Below are 22,419 nucleotides of genomic sequence, written 5' to 3'. Positions count from 1 at the left end.
GTTGCTGCGAAAAATGGATGAATTCTCTCATCCTCATAGGTATAATTGTAAAGATAAAAGGGGGAAGTAAAAGTGTAATGTTTCATTCTCACTTTTCACCTTTATGGAGGATCTATACACATGGATACGATATACACTCACTTTTTAAGACTTGCTGGCTCTGATATGCTCTCGATTAAGATCAATGAACCTGTACCCGTAACGATTGAGAATCTGTCCTCCATCCTCTGTTGCACTCCACGCAATGTAAAATTCATTCTACGAAAGCTGGAAGATCAGAATTTTATCCATTGGAAACCTGGACGTGGACGAGGCCATCATTCCGAGCTTACACTACTGCGAAGTCTGAATGATGCTTTAGAATCCAACTTTACTGAACTGTTATTCAAAGGCAAACTGAAAGAAGCCATCGAGTTGATTGGAAGTGTGCAAATCGATGACTTGATGCGGGAAAAACTAATGCTTGCTCTTCATGAGCAGATGGGATTTCGCAGTTACACCGAAACCGCCTCTGGCCAGGATACACTTCGCATGTTGAGATCACGTCAACTGGGTGATCTGGACCCGGCTTCGGTTTATACGGCTTTTGAAACCTATCTTCTTGGCCAAATATGCAACACACTGATTACTTACAACGCCCACACCGATACCTTCTTACCCGCACTTGCACATACATGGGAATCTAACAAAGACCATAAAGAATGGGTATTTTATTTGCGAAAAGGGGTTCGTTTCCATGACGGACGTGTGATGACATCTCATGATGTTCAGGCTTCATTAATGCGTTTGTTTGATACAAATTGTTCGTCTTTGTGGCTGTACCGTGATATTAAGCGAACAGAAGTGAAAGGCGATTATTGCATCAGGTTTATATTGCATCGGGCGAACCGTTTTTTTCTGCATCTGTTCAGTTGTATTCGGATGACGGTACTGCCCGCGGATTATGACTCGAACCAGACTTTGGTCGGCACAGGCCCGTTTCAGATCACCGAGATGAATGAAGATGTGATTAAATTGAAGGCATTTGATGCTTATTTTGGTTTCCGTCCTCATCTCGATCAGATCCACATCTGGTTTCTCCCTGAGCCGGCTTCAAGCGACGGTTATTATGATATGTCTGGTACTGACCGGCTTAGTCTGCCTGGAAGCAGTCATGAGCGACCTCATTATATCGACTATCCTGCACTGGGATGTCAGTATATGCTTTTCAACTTCAATGTCCCGGGTTGCCATCATACACTGCCTTTCCGTCAGGCCATGCGCATCGTCTATGATCCGGTCAACCTGGTGAACGATTTGGGTGAAAATCGAATTACACCCGCCAGCAGTTTTCTCCCCTGGAAAAGCGCTGCACAGAGCTGGGAAGCCACATCACTCGTCGATGCCCAAGCATTGCTTGAACAATCGGGTTATCAAGGGGAATCCTTCTTGTTATCTTATAAGAAGAACAAAGATTCCGATGTGGCGGAGTGGATACAACAACGCGGACGCCAAATTGGATTACGGATTGACCTGGAGCCTTTTGACGATTATCTGGATGTCGTGAAGACCTCAGATGCACCTTTGATTCTCAGAGAAGAAATACTGGAGGACGACTGGCAGTATGGCATGATTCACTTTTTCAAAAACCAAAGCAATACGCTCCATGAGTACATGACTCCCGAGCTTCAATCCATATTGGATTCCCTGCTGGATCCCTTTCCACAGCTTCCTCACTCCGAGCGTAGCGATCTTCTGGAGCAGGCTGAAGAATTACTGCGGGAAAATAGCTGGATGTTGTACGGATGTCATATGAACAAAAAAGCGGAATTGCACCAGAGTTTCTACGGCATGCAAACTTCAGAGTTTGGATTCCTGGATATCTCGAAGCTATGGATCAAAAATGCGTAATAAAATAACCCTCAGCCCCGTTAAAATACGGGTGAGGGTTTTATTGAGTATACATCGAATAACAGTTATAAGTTCGGTAAATCCGTTAAAGCCTCAATGTTAGCCTTACCGTTCACGGCCGACGAGATAATCCAGCAGATGTTTTAAAAATGGAATCGGTTTAGGCATTTGACGTAATGCATCCGTAGCAAGACAGTAATGCTCCCACATCGCTTTTTGAGCACCTGTCTCTCCCAGAATGGATACAAAGGTTGAATTGTTATTTCGCTCATCCTGACCGGCAGGTTTGCCAAGGGTTTGTTGATCTCCTCCATAGTCCAGCAAGTCGTCCCTGATCTGAAAAGCAATGCCTGCATGATACGCAAACGCTTTTAGCGCGTCAATCTCTTCTTCCTTTACTTCTGCCAAAATCGCTGGCATAACCAGCGCCGCCTCAAAGGCAATGCCTGTTTTGTAAAAACAAATCGTGTTTAGCTCCTCCAGCGAGAGCAGCTTCCCTTTCGAATCAAGATCCATCGCCTGACCCATACACATATCTTCAGCTTTTATAGCCGAATATTGAATCAGCTTCAGCACCGTTTGCGCATCAAATCGGTTCAATGAAGACTGCTCACGAATCGCTCGCTGAATCAGGAATAGTCCTGTGAGTTCTGCCGTCGCGCTATTATGCAACTGATGAAGCGTCGAACGTCCACGCCTTACCTCGGCATTATCCTGTGTGGGCAGATCATCAAAGATGAGTGAAGCGGTATGCATATATTCCATGGAGCGTAACAACGGCATGATTGCCGACTCGCTAAGCCCGTACTCCTGAACACCCATGACCCAAGTCAGGATCGGACGCAGACGTTTGCCATCCCCTTGCAGACTGTAGTTAGCCGCGTCCATCAGCTTCCCCTTCATTTCGAGCTCTTCAGTAGCTTTGTTAATCTGCAGTTCTACATTGATCTGCTCACGTACCGTTCGGATCGTCTGCTGGAACGACTCTTTCTCTTGTTTATCATTACTGAGCTGCGAAACAACCTGATCCCGTAACAATTTATCCAGAAAGTCCACGTCATCTGCTTTTCGCACCATTTGTTGTACTACTTGATTAAGTCCCGGTTGGGCTGAAGCAAAGATCGTCATGACCTCGTCATACTTCGCCTGACCGAGCCGCTCTCTGCAACGCTTCAGCCCGTTAATCGCACGATCCAGTATAACTTCCCTCGCCTTGGCATTGGAATGGTAGACATCATGGATTAGAAACGAGATGACTGCCCAGTACAGCTCATACGGGTTAATCAAATCCGGACGCAGGTCACGATATTTCAAATAATACGTGTAAGGTGTCACGGCCTCGTCCTGCATATCATCGAACATATCCGCAAAATCATCCGCAAGTTGATTATAAATCCCGTAATGGAAGGTGCGCAGATCAAACCCTTCATCTTCCGGTGCGCTCAGAACAGAACGAACAATCAATCGCGACGACGCCGACTTGATAATGATCGGAATGTACAGCTCTTCATTCGTATAATGCGCATTGGATAACTTCTTGCCACGATCGATCTCCTGCGATTGAAAGAACACATAAGACTGTTCAAAAAAAGTGTGTCGCATCTCTTCATGTTGATAGTTCCGAATATATTCAAAGGCCTCTCGAAGCTCGGAGTGTACATACCGAATCACTTCAAGCTGAGGTCCCTTCCATTCTCCAAGATCAGGCACAATGCCGGTAAGCAGAGCTTGTTGTATCATCGCCGAATACTGTTCCTTTTCCTGTGTAGTCAGCGCCTGAGAATCGAGAAGATCATCCACAAAAGGGTATGTTAAACCGTAGGAATAACCCAGCCTGATGGCTGCATCAAGCTTTGCGATCCGTTCCTCCCGCGGCGTGTCCTCTGTAAGCTCATCATCGACGTGAAGCACGACACCCAGAATAATCTTGATCAGTTTACGTTGAGCCTGTGCCGCATCGAGTTCTGGTGGGATGTTTGCTGCAACATGTTTTAATTTGTCCATCACCCAGATGACTGCCTCTTCAATCTGTTCTCGCTGTCCCCACCGATATAATGCTGCCGGGCTTATGTAGTCAGCCTGACGTTGTTGTTCACTTGCGACACGCATAAAATATGCTTGGGTATCCTTAGCGATACGCTGAATCTTGTCTTTTGTTTTCGGGTTATCCAGCGCCTGCCCCAGATCGCGCATGTAGATATATGAGATGCTGCGATCCAGATAATCATCGATCTTGCCTGTCGCATTGAGCCAATGCATATATTTCTGAATATCAGTGGCATCCGGTTTTCTTTTGCCAGCGAACCAGGATAACCAGCTCCAACGATGGATATGTTTTTTTTGCCAAATTCTAAAATCTTTCGTAAGTGTATCTATATGAGTATTATTCAGCAGTTGCTGAGAGAGTGTCACAAAATACTGAGATGCTTTCTGCTCTGCGTGACGATAAGCTTCATCCGCATTAGCCTCGGCTTTCGTCTGATTCATAAGTACGTTGTTCATCGGTCGATCCCTCAACTTCAGTTAAAGTTAAACATGGTCCGCTCATGTTCATATCCTATATACGGCACTTCGGCCGTTTGGTTACGAAATCGCTAATGTCTGAGAGATAAGAGCGTTAAATTAGAATATCGAAGACCATACTTTAACCGCAGTAATCGCGATCAGAAGAAGCAACCCATATCGAAGTAGCCGCACATTAACCATTGAACTTACTCTCGAACCAATCGAAGCACCAATCAAACTTCCCAGCACCGTGTAAATAATCGGCTCCACCGGAATGTCTCCCGCAGATAACTTCCCAATAACCCCTCCTATTGCAGAGATGAAAACAATCGCAAGGGATGAGGCAATCGTTGTCCGAACCGGAATCTTCAGAACAGTCAACATAACAGGGATGAGTACGAATGCACCTCCAGCCCCGACAATTCCTGAAACGATCCCCACAGCAAGCGAAGTACTTGAAGCAATCATTTTATTAAACGTTAACGGTTGGTCCAGATCCAGCCGCCCCTTGCTCGGTATGAGCATTAAAACGATCGCTATGATCGCCAGAATGCCATAAACCAGATGAATCATACGTTCAGCCAGCATGCCTGAGATAAAACCACCAATTAAACTGCCCACCAGAATACTGCTTCCCATGTACAGTACCAGTTTGGAATCGATCACAGCGCCGCTAGTTTTGCCTGCTTTTGCTTTTCTGCGAAATGCAACTACGCCCGCAAGCGAAGCAAAGAACACTTGAAACATGCTGATGGCTGACACCTGATGAGCCGTGAACGGTTCGAGCCCTGCCATTTCCGGCACATACAGCAGGAGAGGGAAATTGATGATCGCCCCACCAATGCCAAGCAATCCGGAGAAAAATGAACCGATTAGACCCAGTATAAACATGATGAAGAACAGCAAAAGATCCATCGGCTATAACCTTCCTTTCATGAAGATAATACGAAGATACGAAATCAAAAAAAAGATAAAATTTCATTCCAAAAAACATATACAGGACACTTGGATTCGGGTATAATACTTTAAAACCAAGTAATTTAATCAGAAATGAGTGATTAAGCATGTTGAATGTGTTGAAGGCACTTTTTGTGAATACATGTCCTCGCTGTAACGAAAAATTACAAACACATCATGATGAATTATGCTCAGTCAAAACCTGCACTCATTGTCACTATAAAGAAGAAAGTTATGGCTCACTCGGAGTCCGTATTGTGTACGACACCACAAATGGATAAAACGAGTAGCCCTTATATTGTATCATGAACTCCTAAATTTCGGGATGATTCGACACTATTGTATGATGAATTTATTACAAGAATGAACATGAAAAGGCACAGGATGATTACATCCTGTGCCTTTAGTTCATTTTAAATGCAATATGATTTAGAGTTAGATAACCCGTTATTTCGTTTTGAAACTCAGGAAGCCATCATCAACTGCCACTGTTGTACCGTTCATTGCATTCGCGGCATCACTGAACAGGAAGGTCACCACACTTGCTACTTTTTCCGGCTGGATCAACTCTCCGCGCATATGTTGAGTGGCCAATGCATCCTTCATGGCTTTGTCATTTCCCAGAATGGGAGTTTCGATGAACCCAGGCGCCACACCCAACACGCGAATTCCATGCTCGGCCAGTTCAAGTGCACCCGATTTGGACATCATCACTACTGCTGCTTTCGCCGCATTGTAGTTGAAGCTACCTACAGCTGCCACGCTTCCATAGATCGATGCTGTATTAACAATTGTGCCCCGTACGTTTAATTCAACCATTTTCTTCGCGCCATAATACATACCGTAGTATACGCTGTGTTGGTCTACATCAATAACTTTGTGATAGGATTCCGGGTCCATCTCCAGAAACGGCTTTACAAGACCGATCCCAGCGTTATTGAAAATTCCGTTGAATGTTCCATACTTTTCGACAGTCCAGTCAATCAAAGCTTTAATCTCATCACCTTTGGATACATCTACTTTATAAGCTCCGGCTGTGCCACCGGTTGCTTCAATCTCGGTCGCAACCTGTTTGGCTCCTTCTTCGTTAAAATTCGCGACAACGATTGTTGCTCCCTGTGCAGATAGTTGCAGTGCTGTTTCTTTTCCGATCCCGCTTGCTCCACCTGTGATAACAATGACTTTTCCCGTATGTTCGGACATAACATAGATCTCCTTTGCTGAATAAAATTGGTTTCAAGTAACTAAACTAATGTTAGTTACTATATATATGTTTATATTTTAACCATACTAGTCTATCACCTTTTTGTCAAATGGGTCGATCATACGATGCGATTACGATCGACCAGCTTGTTACTAACAAACAATTAATCACCATCTTGGTATTCCCGATTGATACACGGCCAGCATTTTGGATCTTTGTCGTAATTCATATAGTTTTTCTTTCTACAAAATAAATATGCAAAAAAGACGAGCAGCCCTTCCAGATCACCCGTCTTCTGTAACTTTCCTGTTCAAATGCTCTTCAAGGAGAAGGAAAGATTATTCTTATTTTTAATTTAAACTTATTATTCCCTTTGTAATCCGCTCAGCGGTTCCTTGAGGCTGTTGATGTTGTTGATTAATTCCGGAATACCTGTTTTCTCCCAATTCTCAGCGGTAATCCCTTGCTCCGCGATGGAAGTTTCGAATTGGTTCATAACTTCTGTCAGCTGATTGTTATAACTAACCAAATTTTCATGGATGTTTTCTCCAATAGCAGGCGCACTCATCTCCGAAAACTCAGCCGCTTCTGCTTGAATTAAATCAATCTTCTCTTGAATCTGACCCGTTACATCCGGGTTATTGATGGCATCCGTTGCAAGTTGTTGTAACTCGGTTCCAGCACTCGATACCTGATTAATATAATCCGTAGCACCGCTTACATAACTCAAACTTTGATTGGCTTGCTCTACAATCGAACAAGCGGATAGCATCAACATACTGGAGGCCACAATGGCTGTGATCATCGTCCTGTGTCTTCTTTTTCGCCTTCGCATGATTATCTTCCTTTCTTCATCTCAGAATGATGGTACCTTACTTCATGATACTTGTTCACAAAGCTACATTGCAAATCAGCCTGCATAGCCGGACATTCCGATGTATAATAGGAGAATCACACAATAAAGGGATGTCGACATTATGCTTCAGGCCTTGAATCAACGCTTGAACCGCATCATGCCACTGATTACCCCCGCTAGTATTATCATTGGTGTTTTATGCGGCAGTTTTTTATCTTCTTACACGTATTTATCGCCTTGGCTATTTGCCTTCATGACGTTCGCGGGCAGTATTAGTCTGAGCGTACGAGACTTTGTAAATGTCTTGAAAAAGCCTTTTCCGCTGTTTGTTTGCCTTCTGATCTTGCATTTGGCCATGCCTCTTATTGCGCTGGGCATGGGTCATCTTGTGTTTCCAACCGATGCTTATACTATCACAGGACTTGTTCTCGCTGCGGTCATTCCGACGGGTATTAGCAGTTTTATATGGGTAAGCATCTACAGGGGGAATATTGCGCTTACGCTTTCGATTATTCTGATTGATACCTTGCTGGCTCCGTTTGTTGTGCCCGGCGTGTTATCCCTGCTTGTTGGCACAAGCGTCACACTGGATACGGCAGCGATGATGAGCAGCCTATTCTGGATGATTGTTTTCCCTTCACTGCTGGGTATGCTCCTGAATGAATGGACTAAAGGTGGGATCGTTCCTGTATGGGGACCTCGGCTTAATCCATTATCCAAATTGTTTATGGCTTCGGTCGTTGCCATTAATGGCTCGGTTGTCGCACCCTATCTGGCTGACTTCAACTGGCGCTTGGCTGGGCTGGCGGTAATTATCGTTTTTCTGGCATCCTTCGGCTATGCACTCAGTTATTTCATTGCGAGATGGCTAGGTTGGAATGAAGCGGATCAAGTGGCTCTTGTTTTTAACGGAGGAATGCGTAACATTAGCGCTGGTGCCGTTCTTGCAGTTACTTATTTTCCGCCGCCCGTTGCTGTCCCCGTCGTACTTGGGATGGTATTTCAGCAAATGCTTGCTTCCCTTTCAGGGTACTTACTCGGCAGACGTTCTCAGCTATTGCGCAACTCGGATAAAACCTCAGCAGCTTGATATCGATTTTACTTGCAGAAAATGGAATAAAAAAAGGCTCCTGAACTGTCACTTGGAGATGACAGATTCAAGAGCCTTTTCACATTATATAAAAAAAATCGCTTATTTCGGTTGAATATATCCTTCTGCTTTGAGCAGTTCAGCAATCAGTACGGCTCCACCAGCTGCTCCGCGCAGTGTGTTGTGGGACAATCCAACAAATTTATAGTCATAGAGTGAGTCTTCACGCAAACGGCCTGTAGAAACGCCCATGCCACGCTCGATATCACGATCAAGCTGAGTCTGCGGTCTGTTCTCTTCCTCAAAGTACGTAATGAACTGCTTCGGCGCGCTTGGCAGAGCCAGCTCTTGAGGACGACCTTTAAACTGAGACCAACGCTCCAGAATTTCATCTTTGCTCGGTTTTTTCTCGAAGTTCACAAAAACCGTTGCCAAGTGTCCGTCTGTTACCGGCACACGAATACATTGTGTTGTAATCAATGGTGCAGATGCTTTAACGATCTGATTATTCTCTACACTTCCCCAGATACGCAGTGGCTCCTGCTCACTTTTTTCTTCCTCGCCACCAATGTAAGGAATCACGTTATCTAGCATTTCAGGCCAGTCCGTAAAGTTTTTGCCTGCTCCCGAAATCGCTTGATATGTGGAAGCTACAACCTGTGTCGGGTTAAACTCACGCAATGCATGTAGAGCCGGCACATAACTTTGGATGGAACAGTTTGGTTTTACAGCGATAAAACCTGTCGTTGTACCCAGACGTTTTTTCTGAGCTTCAATAACTGCCAAGTGGCCCGGGTTAATCTCAGGAATAACCATGGGCACGTCTGCTGTCCAGCGGTGTGCGGAGTTGTTGGACACGACAGGGGTACCTGTTTTGGCATAAGCCTCTTCCAGCGCCTGAATTTCATTCTTTTTCATATCCACGGCACAGAAAATAAAATCAACCTGGCTGGCAAAAGCTTCAACCTGAGATGCATCTTGCACCACAATGTTTTTCACAGGCTCAGGGATTGGAACCGCTAGTTTCCATCTTCCCTTTACAGACTCTTCATACGTTTTACCTGCCGAGTTGGCACTTGCTGAAATCGCTGTTACTTCAAACCACGGATGTTGATCCAGCAGGTCTACGAAACGTTGACCTACCATTCCTGTTCCTCCGACAATACCGACTTTTAATTTTGCTGACATGGAATCATCATTTCCTTTCGATTTAAGTTAGAACATCTGTTACTGTCATCGTACATGGGATATTTGAAACTTGATTACCCTATCATTCACACTATTCAGGTCCATCCAAAGCGTGTAATCCCAGCTCCGAAAAAACCAAAAAATCCCATCCCCAAGACAAAAGTCTCAGGGACGAGATTGAACACTCGTGGTACCACCCAGATTCGCAAATATGTCGCCATATTCACCTCTTCAAGTATGTGAAGAATAACCCAGCCCCTATATAAGTTAAAGTAGTTATTTACACGAACACTTCGATGACAGAATAACCTTCCAATCGCTGTTATCCCCAGATTTCTTGATTCCCTTTTAGTAAGGGAAAATCCGGTGATAAAGGCGAACGCTTCGCTTCTCCAGGTTTTTTCTGCCCTCTCCGTTTTTGTGTAAAATAAAAGTTCAACTAATCTAGATGCTGTCTTCATCCGTTTATACTCTAGCTCTATAACAGGAGCGCCTGTCACACCATCCTTCAGCGTAAGCCAATTCCGATGTGCTGCTCAGAGTCTTTATTCGATAAAAGGTTCTTTGCTCCTTTTCAGCTACCGGAGCTCTCTGATGAAAGAATGATTTTTATCTACTCGTCTCGTCGTTGCATTTGATATTGCGATTATAATATCAAAATTCCAGTACGGAAGTAAACACATTTTTTAAATTTGCTTGAATTGGATGTAATAAGACAGAATGAAAAACAGCCCTCGCACGAACCGTTCACGCCGAAGGCTGCGTATATGGATTTCAATTGGACAAAAAACGTTATTACATTTTACCCGGGTATTGAGGTTCGTGCACATCATCTGGCACCGTTTCATCAAAGACATCTTGACCCGGATAATCCCGCACTTCACCCTCGTGCAACTCATGGTTCTCATAGTCAAAACGGTGTGCGGTTCTCTGATCTGCTCGCCACGGAGAGCTCTTCCCAAGCGACTCAGACAGCAAGGTTGAACCGTAAGGACCCTCCGGAAATTCTTCAAGCGTAATGTCATTCCGCTGCGACTCTACAGTGGACACGTCTGTGTATTCTCGTCTATCTTCCTGCAAAAACTTCTCTTCCATCACTCGTCCCTCCTGATCGTCTTGAGATGATCAACGCACCTTTATGGTGAGCGAAACGTAAAGTTTTTATGCGTTTTCAATGGAAAACACTGCGTTTCTGGTGCTAATACGACAAGCGAAATCAGCACCTTCATCTACGCCACTTACCAATGGCGCAACGATACCAGCACAACAAACACAAGCAGTCCAAGGATACTGATCCAGGTATCCCGCCTGCTCCAGGACAGAAGTGAGGAACGAGCGCCAAGCGCGCCGTTTTCTCTCACCTTGCGCATCTCCATCGCAATCGTCATATCCTCAGCGCGCTGAAACAACGCCATGATCAGAGGAATAACCATAGGTCCTAAATCTCGTACCCGAACCGTATTTGGCTTCAAAGCCGCTTTTCCGCGTGCCCTTACGATCAGTGAGAACCGTTGCCACTCACTCCAAATCATTGGAATAAATCTAAAAACCAAGGATACAGCCAGTGCAAACGAAGCTACAGGCAGCTTGATTTTTCTCCCGTAAGCCAGCACCCAGTTCAGTCCTTCAACCATGCGTCCATATGGCGTCGTAAGTGAGAACCACAGACTTGCAAGGGTTACGATAAACAAGCGGTAGAGATTAAGTAATGTTCCCTCGGCCTGAGTCAAGGAAAATCCCAGTTGAATCCCGATATCTCCTGTGGTTAAGGTACTTCCCGATAGTGCTGTAGATAGAACAAAAAACAAAACAAGTGGTTTCATCAACTTGATACATCCCATCAGCATTTGTCGAGGCAAGATAGCCAAAGCACCAGCCACAGGAATCAGAGTTAACGTTAGTCCTCCCCAATGATGCTGAAGCATCGCCGCTGTAACAAGCAACATATACAATATCCATTTCAGACGCGGGTCCATTATGCTTTTCAGACGGCTGGAAGAACTGAATGAACTCGAAGAAGGGACCGTTCTTTCGTTACCGCTCAACAATGAATCTGTTACGGCAGAAACAGCAGCTTCAAGTCTATCTGCTTTGGAAATAACCGTTCCAGATGTCCTTGTACATGTCTCTTGTGTCATCGCAACGGTGTCATGGTCATTCTCCGCGTTGAGAGAAGTATCCGTCATCTCCATCCCGGATCTTAACATGGATTCCGCCATTTCTTCAGGAGTCATGGGTTGAGAACTAATCGGTATGCCTGCCTCCCTCAGCTGCGCCGCTAGTCGCATGGATGGAGGCAGACCGATTCCCGCTTGCACTAATATCTCCGGCTGCTGATGCAGTTCCAGCGGCGTCAGGTCTGCTTCCAAACGCCCTTCCCTTAATAATAGTACACGATCTGCATGCGGCAGGAATGTATCCAGGTCGTGCGTCGCAATGACCGCTCCTCCGCCTTCCACACGATGCTCATGCAATGAATCAAGCAGCAACTTGATACTCTGTGCCTCAAGCCCTGCGCTAGGTTCATCTAACAAAAGCCAGTCTGGCTGGGTCACATAACCAAGTGCAAGTCCTAATCTGCGCTTTTCTCCACCACTAAGCGCAAAGGGCGACCTGTCCAAGTGAAAACGTCGCTCTGCATCATCTCCTCTATGCGGGTCCCAGTGTGCCAAGGTTGCTTCGATCCGCTGTTCTTGCTCAGCTTCACTCAAACGATAAGGGCGAAGGGAATATAACAGCTCTCGCTTAATATTTCGGGCAAACAATTGTTGCTCTGGAAACTGGAACACAAGTCCCATCTGAAACAAAACGGACTTAGGTACCTTGCCGTCATGCCACATCGGCTCTCCTGCAAGCGTAATGTCCCCGGAATCCGGCTGCTTAAGACCAGCTATCGTCTGCAGTAGCGTTGTCTTGCCAGAGCCAGTGCAGCCCAGAAGCAGTGTGATTTCACTACGGTTCATTGTTACCGAAATATGATCAAGTAAGGTTCGTTTCGTCTCATCATGAACTCGCACGTATATATTATTAAGTGCAATCACCAACGCGCAGCCTCCTTCGCAAGCTGCTCAGGCCGGAGGGGGTTAACACCCTTCAGTCTTCCCCGCTGTTTCAAGATCAGGCATGTCTTCACTGTGAAAGGCGGTTCCTGCCCGACCTTTTCACAAGGAGATTCAAGCCTTTCATACGGGTTCGTATCTGATGATGCCTCCATAGCTGTGACCTCTGGATAGAAAAAAGTCTCCGGCATGCCGTCATAGACACATTTACCCTTACTCATAGCCATAATCCTATCACATAAGGTCGCTTCTTCTAGGTGGTGAGTAATCCAGATTACTGCCGTACCGTTGCTGGTGACGGACTGCACAATACGTTCTATGCGGTCTCTCGCATCTGGATCAAGCATCGCTGCAGGTTCATCCATAATCAGTACATCCGGCTTGGCCGCAAGGGCTGTAGCAATGTTAAGTAACTGTTTCTGTCCACCGGACAAACGGGCGATCACCATATCCAACGGGTGGTGAAGTCCCACAAGATGTAGCGCTTCTTGTCTACGTCTAGCTTTCTCTTCGCTCGATATATGTAAATGCGATAAAGCAAAATGAAATTCTTCTTCAATCGTATCTCCCAGCACCTGTGCATCGGGCTGCTGTAACACACCGCGAATGGTCAGGTTTGCAGGCACATTTCGCTCTCCGGCGGATAAGGGAATGAAACCAAGCAGCAATCCGGCTAACGTGCTTTTCCCACTGCCATTAGCGCCCACGATACTTAACCACTCTCCCGCTTTGAGATTAAGCGAGACACCGTCCAGTGCCTTTTTAACTTCACCGCCTTCAGTAGCGTAGTGAACACGGACATCTAGCAATGAAATGATAGGTAACTTGTCTTGCATTTCGAAATTAGTCCTTTCACATTCTGAAATTATATGATAATATCCTAATCGTCAACCAAATATAAATAATAAGTTAACAATTATTCTATCAAAATCGAAAGGATTGTACAAACATGAAATTATCTTTGCGAGGTATCGTATTTAGTGCACTTATGGCTGCCATTCTCGTTATTTTCGGATACATAAGCATTCCTCTTGGCTTTTCACCTGTACCCATCACGTTACAAACTTTAGCTGTGATGTTGGCTGGTGGACTGCTTGGGCCACTCTATGGCTTTCTCAGTATAGCCCTTGTCGTTGTACTTACTGGTCTTGGTTTTCCTCTATTACACGGTACAGGCGGTCTTGGTGTGCTACTGGGGCCAACCGGAGGATACGTAATAATATGGCCGTTTGCCGCATTGCTCATGGGTCTATTCCTCTCCAAAGTGCAAATTCGGGGATTCAAAGGATTTTTGTTTGCTTTTATCATTATTGAGTTGTTTGGTTCCCTGTTAATCTATGTTACAGGTGTTCCTTGGCTCGCTTACCGGTTCAGTATGTCATTATCCGATGCCATGATTCAAGGGTTCTACCCTTATATTATCGGGGATCTGATCAAAGCCATCTTTGCCACAATTATCATTGCTCCAGTCCGCATCGTATATCCACCTTCGCGGCTGACAGGTCACATGCACTCTAATGTAGTAAAAGCAAGCTAACAGCAATCTTCCTTCCATAACCAACTATTTAGTATGAACGAACCACAAACAACCGCTACATTTTTCTTGAGCGGTTGTTTGTTTAATATGAAGATAAATTATTGCAATTCTTCCATTAGTAAATCATCGAAATGTGTATCGTTAAGCTAGACTTAGGCTTTACTTGCTTCTGTTCCGACAATTTTCAAAAGCATATCCTTATTGCTTACTTGTCCAGTAGCTTGCGGGATAACATCATTGTAATCTGCTGAATTCGTTACAATAATTGGTGTTACGGTATGATAACCAGCCGCTTTAATTTGTTCAATATCGAATTCCAGCAGCAGATCACCTGCCTTTACTCTATCGCCTTCCTCAATGTAAGAGATAAAATGTTCTCCATCAAGTTTGACTGTGTCCACACCCACATGTACCAGAATCTCCGCACCGGAATCCGAAACAACAGCAAGCGCATGTTTCTTTTTAAAAGCAACGGTTACCGTCCCATCAAAAGGAGCAACAACCCGTCCAGTTGACGGCTCGATTGCAATCCCTTTACCCATTGCGCCTGAAGCAAACGCCGGATCTGGAACCTCGGCCAAATCAACAATTTTACCTTCAATCGGGCTTAATACCGCTTGATCGGAAGTAGCTGTAGCCTGAGCAGATGACTTCGAAGAAGCATCTTTACGAGGTGTAGCCGCTGCTCCAGCAGATGGTGCGGAATCTGCCTTTTTCTCTTCATCATCGACAGGGTCTTTGAAGCCCATGATATACGTTAATACTGCGGAAACAATGAACGATGCCACGATACCGATAATCAAGCCTGGAAAACCTTGACCACCCGGTCCGTAGAAGATTGGCAAAGTCAGCAATCCAGGCGCACCGGAAGCAAAAGCTTGCGTACCTGCCTGACCGATAATGGCACCACCGACGGCACCACCGATAACCCCTGCAATAAACGGACGTTTTAGCGGCAACGTTACACCGTAAATAGCTGGTTCTGTAATCCCGAACAGAGCTGTAAGTGTTGAAGAACCAGCGAGTGTTTTCAATTTTTTATTTTTTGTTTTGAGCATGACACCAAATGCTGCACCCGTTTGAGCAAAGACAGAAGCTGTCGCTGCTGGCTTCACACCGTCCTGACCGTGTACGGCAATGTTATTAATAAATACAGGCACCAGACCCCAGTGTACACCGAAGATCACGAGCAGTTGCCAGCTTGCACCCATTACCGCTCCGGCAAGTAGCGGGCTGAATCCGAATGCAGCCACCATCGCCGATGCAATGCCGTTACCGACATATACACCGAATGGTCCGAAGACAAGCAGTGTGAGCGGCACCATAATAACAAGCAAAAATAGCGGTGTAATAAAGTTTTTGAGACTTTCATGAAGAAGCTTGTTGAAGAATTTCTCCAGCTTGCTCATCACAATAACGGCTAGAATAATAGGAATAACAGTCGAAGCATAACTCATTAGGACTACGGGAATACCGAAAAAGTCTGTTGGCGTTCCGTCCGTTTTCAACTGAATAATCGTTGGATAGATCAATGCACCTGCTATGGTCAATGCAACAAATGCATTACCTTGGAACTTACGTGCTGTTGTAACCGCTAACAGCAACGGCAAGAAGTAGAACAAACTATCTGCTGCTGCATACAGAATGATATAGGTCGTGTCTGTCTTTTCAAGCCAACCGACATTGTTGGCAATCAGCAACAGCCCTTTTAAAATACCTGCTCCCGCCATTACACCAAGGAGCGGTGCGAAGATGCTGGAGATGACGTCAATGATACCGCCTAACCCCTTAACCTTTTTGCTACTTTTTTCTTTACTCGATGAATCATCCAAAATATTGCTGATCTGACCAATCGCCTGGTAGACTTCAGGAACCTTGTTGCCCACGACAACCTGGAATTGTCCACCGTTTTCCTTAACGGCAATGACACCTTCCGTTTTCTCCAAACCTGCTTTGTCAGCCTTGGAATCATCCTTCAATACAAACCGCAACCGAGTTGCACAGTGTACCAGTGATTGTACGTTTTTCTCACCGCCAACCCGTTCAACAATCTCTCTAGCTAATTTCTCTTGACTCATAATTTGCCCTCCTACGTTGTGTCTATAAAATTGAACTGAAAGTCTTTTACACGGTCACTCCGATGACAGAATAACCTTCCAATCGCTGTTATCCTCAGATTTTTTGATTCTTTTTAAAATGGGAAAAATCCGATGATAAAGGCGAACGCTTCGCTTTTCCAGTTTTTTTCTGTCCTCTTCGTTGATGTGTAAATGATAATTCAATTTATATAACAGGCTCCTACCGATTTTTTTGCACACAAAAAACCTAAGCCTTGCGTAAATGGACATAAAATGCCGAAATACACATGACTTAGGTTTTGCCTGCATAACCAGTAACAATCCCAGTTAAATCGTATTCAATTCCTGTTACAAACATAATATTATAATATACCCATTTATGTCAATAATTAAAATGTTAACGGTTCACAACACGTTCGATGTGTACCGTAAGATATAACTTTTCCTCATTGGTGAGTTCATGATCATACTCTTTTTTGACAAACAATGCGATTTTCTCTACACATGCTGCTGCTTCGGGATGTTTCTCCTTAATCATGTCGTAAAAATGATCATAATTGTTGTCATAATGAGTCCCGCTAAGCACTCGCTGGGAGAAAAACTTCAGATGAGTGATAAAACGGAAATAGCTGAGAGACTCCTCATCAAACTCCATTTTGAAATGATACTTGGCGATATTAATAATCTGCTGGATAAACTTCGTGATATTCATCGTCGTAATCACTTCTTCGTTCATTTCCGCATTCACAATATGTAGCGCAATAAAAGCCGCTTCATCTGGTGGAAGCTCAATATTCATCCTACTGTTAATCTGCTCCAGCATGCGAAGTCCCAGCCCAAACTCGGCCTTGTACAACTGCTTGATCTCCCACATCAAAGCATTTTTAATTTCGATTCCCTCATGATAACGCTCGATGGCAAAATGAATATGATCTGTAAGCGAAACATAGATGTTCTCATTCAATTTACGTCCCAAATTGTCACGCGCATGGGCAATCATTTCCTCCACAATCTCAACAAGCTCCATCGGAACTTCACGCAAAAGCGTTTTGAAATTATCGGATGTCTGTTTATTTTTCAAGGCAAATACTTTCTGAATGCGGGTCTCGTCTACTTTATCCCCCGGCTTCTTCTTAAAGGCAATCCCACGTCCCATCACCACAAGCTCTGCCCCGTCGGCCTGATAGATGCTAATGACGTTATTGTTGATAACCTTTGCTATTTTCACTTCAATCCCCCCGTCACGTTCCACTCTCTAGTCGCCAAGATATATCCAATTATGGGCATGCAAAAAAAACCTGGAGCATCACAAAATAAACAAGACGTGGCGGTCTGCTTTTTTTGGTGCTCAGGTTTTGCCTACGCGTGTGATGTAGTAACAATCCCAGTAACGATATATTTGCGTCAAGTATAGCGTGAACTGCGTCATATGTCAACGCTTTCAACGGTCAGACACGAGGAAGTTACATGAATCATGCAACTTCCTGATGCTTGAAGACAGCTGTTTTAAAAAACACTGAGATTAATTGTTTCCCAGGTCTGTACCGCCAGACGCAATGACATTTTTATACCATTCGAAGCTTTTCTTTTTGATCCGAGTCAATTCGCCCTTACCTTCATTGTCACGATCCACATAGATGTAACCGTAACGTTTTCTCATCTCCCCGGAAGAAGCACTGACGATATCGATAGGCCCCCAGCTGGTATAACCGATGATGTTACATCCATCCTGAATGGCTTCACCCATCTCAGCTACATGGCGTTTCAAATAATCAATTCGGTACGAGTCATCGACTTCACCCTCAGGGGTCACCTCATCATGTGCACCAAAGCCATTTTCCACCACAAACAGCGGTTTCTGATAACGGTCATGTAGCTGATTCGCCGTAATGCGGAAACCTTTGGGATCAACCGTCCATCCCCATTCCGATTTGGCCAAGTATGGATTCGCTATGGAACCGAACACGTTGCCACTGGTCATATTTTTGTTCACTTCTGGGTCAGTACTGGTTGTCCGACTGGAATAATAGCTAAATCCGATATAGTCTACCGTGTGGTTTCGCAAAATGTCAGCATCCTGCGGTTCCATCACAATGTTCAAGTTGTGATCCTTGAAGAAACGTTTAGCATAACCAGGGTACTCCCCACGTGATTGCACGTCGATGAAGAAATAGGACTCTCTGTCCTTCTCCATGCCCTGGAATACATCTTCCGGGTTACACGTGTAAGGGTAGAAGCTACCTGCTGCGAGCATGCAACCAATCATGGCATCAGGGATGATCTTATGACAAGCTTTAACGGCAAGCGCACTTGCAACGAGTTGATGGTGTGCCGCTTGGTATTGAATTTCTTTGATGTTGTCACCTTCCGTAAACGCCAGTCCGGCACCAAGGAAAGGAAGATGAAGCAACATGTTGATCTCATTGAACGTCATCCAATATTTCACCTTGTCTTGGTAATGCGTAAATACCGTTTTGGCGTAAGTCTCAAACAAATCAACTAGTTTGCGACTTCTCCAGCTACCATATTTCTCAATCAGATGTACAGGCACATCGAAGTGAGCAAGCGTAACCACCGGCTGGATGCCATGTTTCAACAGTTCATCAAATAGATCATCGTAAAATTGCAAACCCGCTTCATTCGGCTGCGCATCCTCACCTGTCGGAAAGATCCTTGCCCAAGCGATCGATACACGTAATGCTTTGAACCCCATTTCGGCGAAAAGAGCGATATCTTGCGGATATCTGTGATAGAAATCAATCGCTTCATGTGATGGGTAAAACTCGCTAGCGAGCGGTGTAAACGCTGGAACGTTGCCTTTCATAATGCTTCTACGGTTTTCTCCCGTCGGCAACAGGTCAACGATGCTCAGCCCTTTACCGCCTTCAAGGTATGCTCCCTCTGCCTGATTGGCCGCAATCGCTCCCCCCCACAGAAAGTTTTCAGGAAATTTAAATGTTGTCATTTGTATTCTCCTTTCAAATATGTAACTCCATGATCCGCCCCTTTTCTGCCCTCCAGATCTGCCACTTGGAAAATAGAAAAAACCCGAACCAGCCTGTATACACGATAGCGTGTATCACAAGCCAGCTCAGGTTATGCCCGTATTCGGTAACATTCCCAGAAAACATTATGCGGATTAGATAAAACATTACCAAGAAACAGGAAATATGTCAACGCGCGCATTTTAATTAGACATACCTGTTGGCTCATCAAAGGTTTACTCTTTTATGTCAGCCCCGTTTCTCAAATGCTTATAATTTGTAAAATGTAGCACAGTTATCACCAAAAATCAGCTGCCGCTCCGATTCTGGCAAGCTCTGAACATGCGTTTGCAACAGATTGAAAACCTGTGCGTATGTACCAGCTACGGTACATACCGGCCAGTCTGATCCATACATCACTCGCTTTGGTCCAAAGGCTTGAAGCACGGTATTTATATAAGGCGCAAAGTCTTCCTGTGTCCACTTTTTCCATTCCGCTTCGGTGACCATGCCAGACAATTTGCAATAGACATTTGGATATGCCGCAATCGCTTCCATGGTTTCCTTCCAAGGCGAACCGATTCCAGCCTTAATGTCCGGTTTAGCCAGATGGTCAATGACAAAGCGCTGCTGTGGGAACTTTTGAACCAATTCTACCGCATAAGGAAGTTGCTCCTTCGATACGAGCAAATCGTAGGCTAGATCGTGCTGTTCCAGCAGGGCAATGCCTCGTTGGAAGTCCTCACGCAACACGAACTTTACATCAGGCTCGTCCTGAATGACATGACGAACCCCCTTCAGCCACGGGTTAGCCGCAAACTTTTCCAGTTGAGATGATGCTTCCTCAGAGCGTAGATCTACCCAGCCAACTACGCCTTTAATGAAACCATGCTTGTCCGCAAGTTCGAGAAGCCACTCGGTTTCTTCAAGAGTTTGGCGCGCTTGAACAGCTACACAGCCCGAGACGCCGGAATCCGTAAGTATTGGCTCTAGGTCTTCTGGCAGAAATGAACGTTGAATCACACTCATCTCTTCACCGATCCATCCATAATCACGAATGTTATAATTCCAAAAATGTTGATGTGCATCGAGTTTCATCATCAGTGCCCTCCTGTGTTGTCCACGTTAGTTCAGTCTACTAACATTCATATTAATATAAATCAAATGCAGCAGATAAGCACTAATTTTCGAATGAATTTTATTCCAATTGTAATGGTATTTCCTTCCTGTTAACTGTGATATATTTACTGTTCAGAAAACGCTTTCAGTATTTTAGGTTCATCATCTTGATTTTAAAAAAGGAGATGTTATTGATGCCAAAAAAACGAAAGTCCATCCTCTCGATCACCGTTGTTGCCGCCTTGGTTCTGTCTATGTTCTCCACGGCCATGGCCTCTGCTGCAACAAGCTCCCACGAACCCGACAGTAAACCAGCCCCCGTAAGTAAAATGCAAACTTATGTTAATGCAATGGAACCAGGCTGGAATCTGGGTAACTCGCTGGATGCAGTTGGGGATGATGAGACGGCTTGGGGCAACCCGCGCATTACGAAAGAGCTGATACAATCGATTGCCGATCAAGGGTACAAAAGCATTCGCATACCCGTTACCTGGGAAGCGCACATCGGTGACAAACCGGATTACAACATTGACGCGGCTTACATAAATCGGGTTCAGGAGGTCGTAGGCTGGGCGCTTGATGCCGACCTCTATGTCATGATCAATCTGCATCATGATTCCTGGCGCTGGATCAGCACCATGGAGAAAGACTATGATCACGTTCTTGCGCGTTACAATGCCATTTGGACACAGATTGCAAACAAGTTCAAGGATGCACCCGAGAAACTGATGTTCGAGAGTGTCAATGAACCCCGCTTCACCGAAGGTGGCACTACGAATGCAGATACCGGATACCGCATGCTGGATACGTTAAATACTTCTTTTCATCATATCGTAAGATCGTCCGGCGGTAACAATGTTACCCGTCCACTTGTACTGCCTACCATGCATACTTCATCGGCTCAGCCTGATCTGGATGCGTTGAGTCGGACGATTCAAAAGCTGGATGATCCTAATCTCATCGCTACCGTACATTATTACGGGTTCTGGCCTTTCAGCGTGAACATTGCGGGATTTACCAAATTCAACGACGAAGTACAAAAGGACGTTACCGACACGTTCGACCGCGTTCACGATGCCTTTACAGCCAAAGGTATTCCAGTCATCATCGGTGAGTACGGTTTGCTCGGATTTGACCAGCATACAGGTGTGATCGAACAAGGTGAAAAATTAAAGTTTTTTGAATTCGTTGGGCATTACTCACGTCAAAAACAGATGACCACCATGCTTTGGGACAACGGACAACATTTTGGACGCACTAGCTATACTTGGTCAGATCAACAACTGTTTGATATGATCCGGGCGAGCTGGAACGGGCGCTCATCCACCGCAGAGACCGATCAGGTTTATCTAAAACAACATGAACCCGTTCAGGATGTGAAAATTAATCTCCATTTGAATGGAAATCGCTTCTTTTCCCTGAAAAATGGCACAACTGCACTGCTACGAGGTAAAGATTACTCGATTCGAAACGGTGTACTCACTTTAAAATCAAGCCTGCTAACCCGATTAACCGCTGAAAGCAAGCTGGGGGTAAATGCCACACTGACAGCCGGGTTCAGTGCAGGTGCAGACTGGACGTTGAATATTATTCAATACAACACACCTGTTTTAAATGATGCGCAGGGTACAACCAGTGCTTTCGCTATTCCTGTCACATTTAGTGGCGATCAGCTCGCAACGATGGAAGCGACCTATGCCAATGGAGAAAATGCCGGCCCTCAGAACTGGACGTCATTTAAGGAATTCGCCTATACGTTTAGCCCGGATTATGATCGTAACGTCATTGAACTGAAACCTAACTTTTTTAACGAAACCAAAGATGGCGAAATCCAGCTCAAGTTCCATTTCTGGAGTGGTAATGTGATTGAATATACCCTTACGAAAAAAGGCTCCATCGTAGAGGGCGCAACATTAGATTGAATAACGTACAAGTCAACCTTCATACCTTGA

The 22,419-nt window shown here is 45.0% G+C and carries 16 protein-coding genes; 4 read left to right on the top strand and 12 right to left on the bottom strand.

Annotated elements, in window-relative coordinates:
• Nucleotides 1-120: 120 nt before the first annotated feature.
• Complete coding sequence (locus MHI38_RS00840; protein WP_339838713.1) at nt 121-1,890, top strand: ABC transporter substrate-binding protein; 1,770 nt, start codon at nt 121-123, stop codon at nt 1,888-1,890.
• 105 nt (nt 1,891-1,995) lie between these two features.
• Here the strand turns inward: MHI38_RS00840 and MHI38_RS00835 are convergent, their stop codons facing one another.
• The 4 genes from MHI38_RS00835 to MHI38_RS00820 all read right to left on the bottom strand — a co-directional run bounded on the left by MHI38_RS00835 (nt 1,996) and on the right by MHI38_RS00820 (nt 7,361).
• The gene (locus tag MHI38_RS00835; protein ID WP_445667199.1) at nt 1,996-4,392 is read right to left on the bottom strand and encodes a polyprenyl synthetase family protein; all 2,397 of its coding nucleotides are present in this window, start codon (nt 4,390-4,392) and stop codon (nt 1,996-1,998) included.
• 120 nt (nt 4,393-4,512) lie between these two features.
• On the bottom strand, nt 4,513-5,310 hold the full coding sequence (locus MHI38_RS00830; protein ID WP_154889379.1) for a sulfite exporter TauE/SafE family protein: 798 nt from the start codon (nt 5,308-5,310) through the stop codon (nt 4,513-4,515).
• Nucleotides 5,311-5,799: 489 nt separating this feature from the next.
• Nucleotides 5,800-6,555 (bottom strand): SDR family NAD(P)-dependent oxidoreductase, encoded by a 756-nt coding sequence (locus tag MHI38_RS00825; protein ID WP_341180832.1) that lies wholly within the window; start codon nt 6,553-6,555, stop codon nt 5,800-5,802.
• 365 nt (nt 6,556-6,920) lie between these two features.
• Entirely contained in the window at nt 6,921-7,361 is a 441-nt protein-coding gene (locus MHI38_RS00820) for a DUF6376 family protein (protein ID WP_154889383.1), read from the bottom strand.
• 172 nt (nt 7,362-7,533) lie between these two features.
• On the opposite strand from MHI38_RS00820, the gene MHI38_RS00815 reads away from it, so the two are divergent.
• Entirely contained in the window at nt 7,534-8,502 is a 969-nt protein-coding gene (locus MHI38_RS00815; RefSeq protein WP_090924034.1) for a bile acid:sodium symporter family protein, read from the top strand.
• Between the two features lie 102 nt (nt 8,503-8,604).
• Here MHI38_RS00815 and asd read toward each other — a convergent pair whose 3' ends face one another.
• The 4 genes from asd to MHI38_RS00795 all read right to left on the bottom strand — a co-directional run bounded on the left by asd (nt 8,605) and on the right by MHI38_RS00795 (nt 13,585).
• Entirely contained in the window at nt 8,605-9,690 is a 1,086-nt protein-coding gene (gene asd / locus MHI38_RS00810) for an aspartate-semialdehyde dehydrogenase (RefSeq protein ID WP_090924033.1), read from the bottom strand.
• Nucleotides 9,691-10,485: 795 nt separating this feature from the next.
• Nucleotides 10,486-10,785 (bottom strand): hypothetical protein, encoded by a 300-nt coding sequence (locus MHI38_RS00805; protein WP_154889385.1) that lies wholly within the window; start codon nt 10,783-10,785, stop codon nt 10,486-10,488.
• A 143-nt stretch (nt 10,786-10,928) separates the two neighbouring features.
• Complete coding sequence (locus MHI38_RS00800; RefSeq protein ID WP_186809672.1) at nt 10,929-12,731, bottom strand: ATP-binding cassette domain-containing protein; 1,803 nt, start codon at nt 12,729-12,731, stop codon at nt 10,929-10,931.
• A complete protein-coding gene (locus MHI38_RS00795; protein ID WP_154889389.1) occupies nt 12,728-13,585 on the bottom strand; it encodes an ATP-binding cassette domain-containing protein in 858 nt (285 codons plus the stop codon). The genes MHI38_RS00800 and MHI38_RS00795 overlap by 4 nt, the downstream gene beginning before the upstream one ends.
• Before the next feature lie 113 nt (nt 13,586-13,698).
• Between MHI38_RS00795 and MHI38_RS00790 the strand changes: the two genes are divergently transcribed.
• Nucleotides 13,699-14,286, top strand: a complete 588-nt coding sequence (locus MHI38_RS00790; RefSeq protein ID WP_154889391.1) for a biotin transporter BioY — start codon at nt 13,699-13,701, stop codon at nt 14,284-14,286.
• A gap of 152 nt (nt 14,287-14,438) precedes the next feature.
• Here MHI38_RS00790 and MHI38_RS00785 read toward each other — a convergent pair whose 3' ends face one another.
• The 4 genes from MHI38_RS00785 to MHI38_RS00770 all read right to left on the bottom strand — a co-directional run bounded on the left by MHI38_RS00785 (nt 14,439) and on the right by MHI38_RS00770 (nt 20,446).
• Nucleotides 14,439-16,364, bottom strand: coding sequence for a beta-glucoside-specific PTS transporter subunit IIABC (locus MHI38_RS00785; RefSeq protein ID WP_341180831.1), 1,926 nt, complete (start codon nt 16,362-16,364; stop codon nt 14,439-14,441).
• Between the two features lie 397 nt (nt 16,365-16,761).
• Complete coding sequence (licT, locus tag MHI38_RS00780) at nt 16,762-17,592, bottom strand: BglG family transcription antiterminator LicT (RefSeq protein ID WP_090924027.1); 831 nt, start codon at nt 17,590-17,592, stop codon at nt 16,762-16,764.
• 294 nt (nt 17,593-17,886) lie between these two features.
• The gene (locus tag MHI38_RS00775; RefSeq protein WP_308721871.1) at nt 17,887-19,329 is read right to left on the bottom strand and encodes a 6-phospho-beta-glucosidase; all 1,443 of its coding nucleotides are present in this window, start codon (nt 19,327-19,329) and stop codon (nt 17,887-17,889) included.
• 289 nt (nt 19,330-19,618) lie between these two features.
• A complete protein-coding gene (locus MHI38_RS00770) occupies nt 19,619-20,446 on the bottom strand; it encodes an amidohydrolase family protein (RefSeq protein WP_341180830.1) in 828 nt (275 codons plus the stop codon).
• A gap of 215 nt (nt 20,447-20,661) precedes the next feature.
• On the opposite strand from MHI38_RS00770, the gene MHI38_RS00765 reads away from it, so the two are divergent.
• Nucleotides 20,662-22,389: a cellulase family glycosylhydrolase gene (locus MHI38_RS00765; RefSeq protein ID WP_445667198.1), complete on the top strand. Its 1,728-nt coding sequence runs from the start codon at nt 20,662-20,664 to the stop codon at nt 22,387-22,389.
• The last annotated feature ends 30 nt before the right edge of the window (nt 22,390-22,419 follow it).

The organism is Paenibacillus sp. FSL K6-1558 (assembly GCF_038002565.1).
In the GTDB taxonomy this organism is placed as follows: domain Bacteria; phylum Bacillota; class Bacilli; order Paenibacillales; family Paenibacillaceae; genus Paenibacillus; species Paenibacillus polysaccharolyticus.
This window is presented reverse-complemented; position numbering and strand designations above follow the sequence as displayed.